7 protein-coding genes and 1 pseudogene are annotated in these 8,116 nt (G+C 73.8%); all 8 read left to right on the plus strand.

Features of this window, described 5'->3' with window-relative positions; all coding sequences use genetic code 11:
- Window positions 1-752, plus strand: a pseudogene (locus tag FPZ41_RS42275) (cobyrinate a,c-diamide synthase); the annotation flags it as partial.
- On the plus strand, window positions 749-1,498 hold the full coding sequence (cobI, locus tag FPZ41_RS42280; RefSeq protein ID WP_152869684.1) for a precorrin-2 C(20)-methyltransferase: 750 nt from the start codon (window positions 749-751) through the stop codon (window positions 1,496-1,498). The pseudogene FPZ41_RS42275 and the gene cobI, both read left to right, overlap by 4 nt.
- A gap of 80 nt (window positions 1,499-1,578) precedes the next feature.
- Window positions 1,579-2,436 carry a precorrin-4 C(11)-methyltransferase gene (gene cobM, locus FPZ41_RS42285; RefSeq protein ID WP_152869686.1) on the plus strand — a complete coding sequence of 286 codons (858 nt, stop codon included), beginning with the start codon at window positions 1,579-1,581 and terminating at the stop codon, window positions 2,434-2,436.
- Window positions 2,433-3,713 (plus strand): precorrin-6y C5,15-methyltransferase (decarboxylating) subunit CbiE, encoded by a 1,281-nt coding sequence (cbiE, locus tag FPZ41_RS42290; RefSeq protein ID WP_322621431.1) that lies wholly within the window; start codon window positions 2,433-2,435, stop codon window positions 3,711-3,713. Before cobM ends, cbiE begins: the two co-directional genes overlap by 4 nt.
- Entirely contained in the window at window positions 3,710-5,401 is a 1,692-nt protein-coding gene (gene cobJ / locus FPZ41_RS42295; protein WP_322621432.1) for a precorrin-3B C(17)-methyltransferase, read from the plus strand. The genes cbiE and cobJ overlap by 4 nt, the downstream gene beginning before the upstream one ends.
- Window positions 5,398-6,042, plus strand: coding sequence for a precorrin-8X methylmutase (locus FPZ41_RS42300; protein ID WP_322621433.1), 645 nt, complete (start codon window positions 5,398-5,400; stop codon window positions 6,040-6,042). Before cobJ ends, FPZ41_RS42300 begins: the two co-directional genes overlap by 4 nt.
- Window positions 6,039-6,977 carry a sirohydrochlorin chelatase gene (locus FPZ41_RS42305; protein WP_322621434.1) on the plus strand — a complete coding sequence of 313 codons (939 nt, stop codon included), beginning with the start codon at window positions 6,039-6,041 and terminating at the stop codon, window positions 6,975-6,977. The genes FPZ41_RS42300 and FPZ41_RS42305 overlap by 4 nt, the downstream gene beginning before the upstream one ends.
- Entirely contained in the window at window positions 6,967-8,034 is a 1,068-nt protein-coding gene (gene cobC, locus FPZ41_RS42310; RefSeq protein WP_152869690.1) for an Rv2231c family pyridoxal phosphate-dependent protein CobC, read from the plus strand. The genes FPZ41_RS42305 and cobC overlap by 11 nt, the downstream gene beginning before the upstream one ends.
- The last annotated feature ends 82 nt before the right edge of the window (window positions 8,035-8,116 follow it).

Genomic DNA, 8,116 nt, shown 5'->3' on the forward strand with positions numbered 1-8,116 from the left:
CCCCCGAACCCCCGTATCGGCCCGAACGGCCTCGTCCTCAAACTCCCCCAAGCTCTCGGCTTCGCTCGAGCAGGGGGGACCCCCATGACGGGCTGGAGGGTGCCGGCCTTGCCCGGCCTCACACGCCAAGCGGACCGAAGGTGTCGGACAGGCCAATCGTCGCCCTCGCCGGTGGGCCCGCCTTCACCTTCTCCTATGCCGAGCATGCCGAGTTGCTCTCGGCCGCCGGAGCCGACGTCGTCACCTTCGATCCGCTCCGTGACGAGGGGCTGCCCGACGGTACGGGCGGACTGGTCGTCGGAGGTGGGTTCCCCGAGGTGTACGCCGCCGAGTTGTCCGCCAACGAACTCCTCCGCAAGGCCGTTGCCGAACTCGCGCTCGGCGGTGCGCCCGTGGCCGCCGAGTGTGCCGGGCTGCTGTATCTGTGCCGGGAGCTCGACGGGCAGCCGATGTGCGGAGTGATCGACGCGGCGGCCCGTATGACGCGGCGTCTCAGCCTCGGTTACCGGGACGCCGTCGCCGTCAGCGACAGTTCGCTCGCCGCTGCCGGGACCCGGATGCGTGGGCACGAGTTCCACCGGACCGTGGTCGAGCCGGGTGCGGGGGCGGCTCCCGCCTGGGGGGTGCGCGCCCCGGAGAAACGCGTCGAAGGTTTTGTGCAGCACGGTGTGCACGCGAGTTATCTGCACACCCACTGGGCCTCCTCGCCCGGTGTGGCCCGTCGGTTCGTGGAGAGGTGCCGGACGTCATGAGCAGCAGGTTGATCGGAGTCGGGGTCGGGCCCGGTGATCCCGAGCTGGTGACCGTCAAGGGCGTCAACGCTCTGCGGGCCGCCGATGTCGTCGTCGTGCCCGTCATGGCCGCGCCGGACGGAACGGACGGCGGTGAGCGCGGGCGGGCCGAGGCGACCGTGCTGCACTACGTGCCGGAGGAGAAAGTCGTACGGGTGGTGTTCGCGCTCAACGAGCGGACCGACCGGGAGCGGCGCGAGGCCGCGTGGGATGCCGCCGGGCGGCGGGTGGCCGACCTGCTCGGGAAGTTCTCGTCCGTCGCCTTCGCCACCATCGGTGATCCGAACGTGTACTCCACCTTCACCTATCTCGCCCAGACCATCGTGGAGTTGGTGCCGGGAACCGGCGTGGAGACCGTGCCCGGTATCACCGCCATGCAGGATCTCGCCGCCCGGTCCGGGGCCGTACTGACCGAGGGGACCGAGCCGCTGACGCTCGTGCCGGTGACCGCGGGGGCCGCCGTGCTGAAGGAGGCGCTGGGCGGGCCGGGCACGGTCGTCGCGTACAAGTTCGGGCGGCAGGCACGGGAGGTGGCCGAGGCGCTGCGGGACACCGGGCGGGTCGAGGACGCCGTGTGGGGGTCCTCACTCGGGCTGCCCGACGAGTCCATCCGGTCCGCCGCCGAGCTCGATGACGGGCCGCTTCCCTACCTCTCCACCCTCATCGCGCCCGCCCGGCGCGACGGCGGACGCGGCGGGAAGTTGTGAGCGACGAACACACGAGTGCGGGGTCGGCCCATGCCACCCTCACCACCCGCCGGACAATGCCCGAGAGAGGACCGATCCCCATGGCCGATGCCCCCACCGGCAAGGTGACCTTCGTCGGTGCCGGCCCCGGCGCCGCCGACCTGTTGACGCTGCGTGCCGCGCTCGCGATCGCGGAGGCGGACGTCGTGATCTGGGCGGCCAGCCTGGTGCAGGCGGAGGTCCTCGACCACGCACGCGAGGGCGCGCAGATCCTGGACTCGGCGGCCATGTCGCTGGAGGACGTCGTCGCCGTGTACGAGCGGGCGCTGCGGCAGGGTCTGCGGGTCGCCCGTGTCCACTCCGGTGATCCCGCTCTCTGGGGCGGTACGCAGGAGCAGCTCGACCGGTGTGCCGAGATCGGGATCGCGACCGAGGTCGTGCCCGGGGTGTCGTCCTTCTCGGCCGTGGCCGCGCTTGTCCAGCGCGAGTTGACCATTCCGGAAGTCGCGCAGTCCGTGGTGCTGACCCGGCTCGGCGGTGGCAAGACACCCATGCCACCGGGTGAGGAGGTGCGGGAGTTCGCACGGCACGGCACGACCATGGCGGTCTTCCTGTCCGCCGCGCGCAGCGGGCAGCTGGTACGGGAGCTGCTGGAGGGCGGCTATCCGACCAGCACGCCCGTGGTCGTCGCGTACCAGGCCACCTGGCCCGAGGAACTGGTCGTGAGGTGCACGATCGAAACACTGGAGGAGACCGTCAAGGAGCACAAGCTGTGGAAGCACACGCTGTTCCTGGTCGGCCCGGCCCTGGACGCGCACGGCACGCGCTCGCACCTGTACCACCCGGGGCACTTCCACGGCTACCGGAAGGCCGACCCCGCGGCGCGCAAGGCCCTGCGTGAGGAGCGGCGGGACACTCGCGATGCCGCGGAGGGCGCCCGGCGAGGTGCTACGCCGTGATCACCGTCATCGGTACGGGGACGGGGGCGCCCCTCACCCCGGACGCCAAGGAGGCGCTGGCCGGGGCGGACGTGGTGGTGGGTGCGCGGAGGCATCTGGAGGCCACGGGGCTGCCGCGCACGGTCGAGCGGATCGTCCTGGGTCCGCTGGCGCCCGCGCTGGACACGATCCAGGAACACCTTGAGAAGGATGAGAAGGACGAGGAGCGGCGGATCGTCGTCCTCGCCTCCGGCGACCCCGGCTTCTTCGGGATCGTCCGGGTGCTGGCCCAGCGGTTCGGGGCGCGCCGCCTCGACGTACGGCCGGGTGTGTCGTCCGTCGCCACGGCCTTCGCCCGTGCCGGACTCTCCTGGGACGACGCGGTGGTGGTGAGCGCGCACGGGCGCGATCTGCGGACCGCGCTGAACGTGTGCCGGGCGCATCCGAAGGTGGCTGTGCTGACGGGTCCGGGCGCCGGGCCCGCCGAGCTGGGCGCGGGGCTCCGGTCGAGTCGGCGTGTCCTCGTGGTGGCGTCGGCGCTGGGTGATCCCCGGCGTGAGCGGGTCGAGCGGGTGACGCCGGCCGAGGCCGCGGGCCGGGAGTGGGGTGCCGCGGGCCGGGAGTGGGGCGGTGCGGTGAGCGTCGTGCTGTGCCTGGACGAGAAGCGGGCGGTCGCTCCGCTGCGCACCGTGGCCGGGCCCGCGCCCCGGCCGGCCGGGTGGGCCCTGGACGAGGAGGCGTTCGCGCACCGCGACTCGATGATCACCAAGTTCGAGGTGCGGGCGCTGGCGCTGGCTCGGCTCGGTCCGCGCCTCGGTGACCTGGTGTGGGACGTCGGCGCGGGCTCCGGTTCCGTGGCCGTGGAGTGCGCACGCCTCGGCGCCGCCGTCACCGCGGTCGAGAAGACACCGGACGGGGTGGAACGGATTCGTGCCAACGCGGCGGCGCACGGCGTCGACGTACAGGTCGTGCACGGGGCGGCGCCCACCGTGCTGTCCGATCTCGACGATCCGGACGCCGTGTTCATCGGCGGCGGGGGGCACGAACTGCCCGCCATCGTCACCGCCTGCGCGCGACGCGCCCGGCGGACCGTGGTGGTCGCCATGGCGGCGCTCGACCGGGTTCCGGCCGCGCGGGAGGCGCTTGTCGGCGCCGGGTTCGCCTGTGACGGCGTCCTGTTGCAGTCGTCGCGGCTGGCGCCGCTGCCGGGTGACGTGACCCGGCTGGCGGCGACCAATCCCGTTTTCCTGCTGTGGGGCGTCAGGCCTCCGGCGCGTACCGAAGGAGTTGCCCCGTGATCGGCCTGATTTCCGCCACCGCGGCGGGCGCGGCCGCCCGTGACCGGCTGGTCGCGGCGTGGCCGGACCGCACGCGCGTGTACGACGGGCCCGTAGGGGACGCCGTGCGGCGGGCGTTCGGGGAGTGCGAGCAGTTGGTGTGCTTCCTCGCGACGGGCGCGGTGGTCCGGCTGGTGGCGCCGCTGCTGGACGGCAAGGCGTCCGACCCCGGGGTCGTGTGCGTGGACGAGGCCGGGCGGTTCGCCGTGTCCCTGCTCGGCGGGCACGCGGGCGGCGCCAATGAACTCGCCTGCGAAGTAGGTGAGTTGCTGGGGGCGGAGCCAGTCGTGACCACGGCGACGGACGCGGTGGGCGTGCCGGGCCTCGACACGCTCGGGCTGCCCGTGGAGGGCGATGTCGCGGGGGTGACACGGGCTCTGCTGGACGGTGAGCCGGTCGCGCTGGAGGCGGAGGTGTCCTGGCCGCTGCCCGCGTTGCCACTGGCGGACGAGGGGGCGTACGTCATCCGCCTCACCGACGGGACGGTTGCCCCCGCCGAGCGCGAGGTCGTCCTCCGTCCCCCCACCCTCGTCGTCGGTGTGGGCGCCTCCAAGGGCGCCCCCGTCGACGAGGTCCTCGGGCTCGTCGAGGGCGCCCTTCGGGACGCCGGACTGTCCGTGCGCAGCGTGGCCGAGGTGGCCACCGTGGACGCCAAGGCCGGCGAGCCCGGCATCGTCGGGGCGGCCGAACGGCTCGGGGTGCCCGTGGTGACGTACACCGCCGAGGAGTTGGCGGAGGTGACCGTGCCGAATCCGTCGGACGCGCCGCTCGCCGCCGTCGGCACGCCGTCCGTGGCCGAGGCCGCGGCCCTGGTGCGCGGGGGCGAACTCCTCGTCCCCAAACGGAAGTCGGAGCGCGCGGACGGGCGGCCCGCCATGGCGACCTGTGCCGTCGTACGACGCCCCGCGCGTGGCCGGCTCGCCGTCGTCGGGCTCGGTCCCGGCGCCCGCGACCTGCTGACGCCGCGCGCCAGGGCGGAGCTGCGCCGCGCCGCCGTGCTCGTGGGCCTGGACCAGTACGTCGACCAGATCCGCGACCTGCTCCGCCCCGGCACCCGAATCCTTGAGTCCGGGCTCGGCGCCGAGGAGGAGCGGGCGCGTACGGCGGTCGCCGAGGCGCGGCGCGGGCAGGCGGTCGCGCTGATCGGCAGCGGGGACGCGGGCGTCTACGCGATGGCGTCGCCCGCGCTGGCGGAGGCGTCCGACGACATCGACGTGGTGGGGGTGCCGGGTGTCACGGCGGCGCTCGCGGCAGGGGCGATCCTCGGAGCCCCCCTCGGCCACGACCACGTGTCGATCAGCCTGTCCGACCTGCACACCCCCTGGGAGGTCATCGAGCGGCGGGTGCGGGCCGCGGCCGAGGCCGACATCGTCGTGACGTTCTACAACCCGCGCAGCCGCGGCCGGGACTGGCAGCTCCCGAAGGCGCTCGCGATCCTTGCCGGGCACCGGGAGCCGACGACGCCGGTCGGTGTCGTACGGAACGCTTCCCGCGCGGACGAGTCCAGCCGTCTGACGGACCTGGAGTCCCTGGACCCGGCGACCGTCGACATGATGACCGTCGTGACCGTCGGCAACACCGCCACCCGCGAGATCGCGGGCCGCATGGTGACGCCCCGCGGCTACCGCTGGCAGGAGGAGGACCGGTGAGCCAGGTGTTCCCCGGGAACCGGGTCGTGCACCCGATCGAGGAGGAGTCCTTCCGGCGGCTACGCGCCCGCCTGGACACCTCGCACTTCCCGCCGCTGACGAGAGCGGTCGTGGAGCGGGTGATCCACTCGGCGGCCGACCTGGAGTACGCCACCGACCTCGTCATGGACGAGGGCACGCTGGAGAGGGCGCACGCCGCGCTGCACGCCGGGGCGCCGGTCGTCGTCGATGTGGAGATGGTCGCGGCGGGCATCACACGCCGCGAGACCGTGTGCCGGCTCAAGGACGCCGAGTCGGGTCCCGGGCTGACGCGCTCTGCGCACGCGGTCCGGCTGGCGTACGAGGAGGTAGGACCCGGAGCGCTGTGGGTGATCGGCTGTGCGCCCACCGCCCTGGAGGAGCTGCTCGCCCTGGACGCGGACCCGGCGCTCGTCATCGGGCTGCCCGTCGGTTTCGTGGGGGCGGCCGAGTCCAAGGCCGCGCTGCGCGAGAGCGGGCTGCCCGCCGTCAGCAACGTCTCCGAGAAGGGCGGCTCGGCGGTTGCGGCGGCCGCGTTGAACGCCCTGCTGTACCACCCCGTATCGTCACCCATCACACTATTCGCATCACCTGCACCACCCGTCTCTAAGGAGAAGCCGTGACCACCCCCCCGTCCCCCGCCCTGCTCATCGCCGGTCACGGCACCCGGGACGACGCGGGCGCCGAGGCGTTCCGTTCCTTCGTACGGGAGTTGGGGCTCCGGCACCCCGAACTGCCCGTGGCGGGCGGGTTCATCGAGCTGTCGCCGCCGCCGCTCAGCGAGGCGGTCACCGAGCTCGTGGAGCGCGGGGTGCGCCACTTCGCCGCCGTACCGCTGATGCTGGTGTCCGCCGGGCACGCCAAGGGGGACATCCCGGCGGCGCTGGCCCGCGAGAAGGAGCGGCACCCGGAGATCTCGTACGCGTACGGGCGTCCGCTGGGCCCGCACCCGTCACTGCTGAACGTGCTGGAGCGGCGGCTGGACGAGGCGCTGGGCGGCACCGGGGGCCGTACGCCGGGCGACCGGGCCGATGTGACCGTGCTGCTCGTCGGGCGGGGGTCCACGGACCCCGACGCCAACGCCGAGGTGCACAAGGCGGCGCGGCTGCTGTGGGAGGGACGCGGGTACGCGGGCGTGGAGACGGCGTTCGTGTCGCTGGCGGCGCCGGACGTGCCGGCGGGCCTGGACCGGTGCGCGATGCTGGGTGCCCGGCGGATCGTCGTCCTGCCCTACTTCCTCTTCACGGGCGTCCTTCCGGACCGGGTGCGGCTGCAGACCGAGGGCTGGGCGGCCGCGCACCCCGAGATCGAGGTGTTCTCGGCCGACGTCATCGGTCCGGAGCCGGAGCTGCTGGACCTGGTGATGGAGCGGTACGAGGAGGCGGTGAAGGGGGATCTGCGCATGAACTGCGACTCGTGCGTGTACCGGATCGCGCTGCCGGGCTTCGAGGACAAGGTGGGCCTGCCGCAGCAGCCGCACCACCACCCGGACGACGACGGCCACGACCACGGGCATCACCACCCGCACGGAGGGCACGCGCACTCCCATGCACAGTGATGGGCACGATCTACGGCACCACGGGGACGCCGAGGTCCGTGACGACGGGGCCGTGCTCACCGATCTCGCGGTGAACGTCCGCGCGGACACGCCTCCGGCGTGGCTGCGGGACCGGATAGCCGAGTCGCTGGCCGGGACCGGCCTGGCTGCCTACCCGGACGGCCGGGCCGCGCGGGCGGCGGTGGCGGAGCGGCACGGGCTGCCCGTGGAGCGGGTGCTGCTGACGGCGGGTGCGGCGGAGGCGTTCGTGCTGCTGGCCCGCGCCCTGAAGGTACGTCAACCCGTCGTCCTCCACCCGCAGTTCACGGAGCCGGAGGCGGCGCTGCGGGACGCCGGGCACACGGTCGACCGGGTACTGCTGCGCCCGGAGGACGGTTTCCGGCTGGACCCGGCGGCGGTGCCCGAGGACGCGGACCTGGTGGTGATCGGCAACCCGACGAACCCGACGTCGGTACTGCACCCCGCACGGCTGATCTGCGAACTCGCCCGTCCGGGGCGGACGTTGGTCGTGGACGAGGCGTTCATGGACGCGGTGCCGGAGGAACGTGAGTCTCTGGCCGGGCGGTCGGACGTACCCGGTCTCGTCGTCCTGCGCAGTCTCACGAAGACGTGGGGGCTGGCGGGGCTGCGGATCGGGTACGTGCTGGCGGGGCCCGAGACGATCGGTGAACTGGAACGTGCCCAGCCGCTCTGGCCGGTGTCCACCCCTGCGCTTGCGGCGGCACAGGCGTGCGTGTCGCCGCGGGCGCTCGCGGAGGCGGCGTCCGCGGCGCGCCGCATCGCCGCGGACCGTGCCCATCTCGTGGCCGGCCTCCGCGAGTTCGCCCCCGACGGCCTCGTTGTCGCCGAGCCCGCGGAGGGGCCGTTCGTCCTCGTGCGCCTTCCCCGCGCGGCGCGCGTGCGGCATCACCTGCGCGGCCTCGGCTTCGCCGTGCGCCGCGGGGACACGTTTCCCGGTCTCGACGACGGGTGGCTGCGGCTGGCGGTGCGGGACCGGGTGACGGTGAACGGGTTCTTGCAGGCGTTGGACAGGGCGGTGACGCTGGCGGGCCGCTGAGGGGGTTTCCTCGCCCCCGCCGCCCCTACCCGTCCCATCCCAGGGGCTCCGCCCCTTCAACCCGGCCAAGGGGGCTCCACCC

The organism is Streptomyces acidicola (genome assembly GCF_009377235.1).
Taxonomy (GTDB): Bacteria; Actinomycetota; Actinomycetes; order Streptomycetales; family Streptomycetaceae; genus Streptomyces; species Streptomyces acidicola.

Bases quoted from the DNA above. Each gene is read 5' to 3' on its own strand.
- cobM (WP_152869686.1), top strand. From the start codon at position 1,579: ATGGCCGATGCCCCCACCGGCAAGGTGACCTTCGTCGGTGCCGGCCCC.
- cobI (WP_152869684.1), top strand. From the start codon at position 749: ATGAGCAGCAGGTTGATCGGAGTCGGGGTCGGGCCCGGTGATCCCGAG.
- cobC (WP_152869690.1), top strand. From the start codon at position 6,967: ATGCACAGTGATGGGCACGATCTACGGCACCACGGGGACGCCGAGGTC.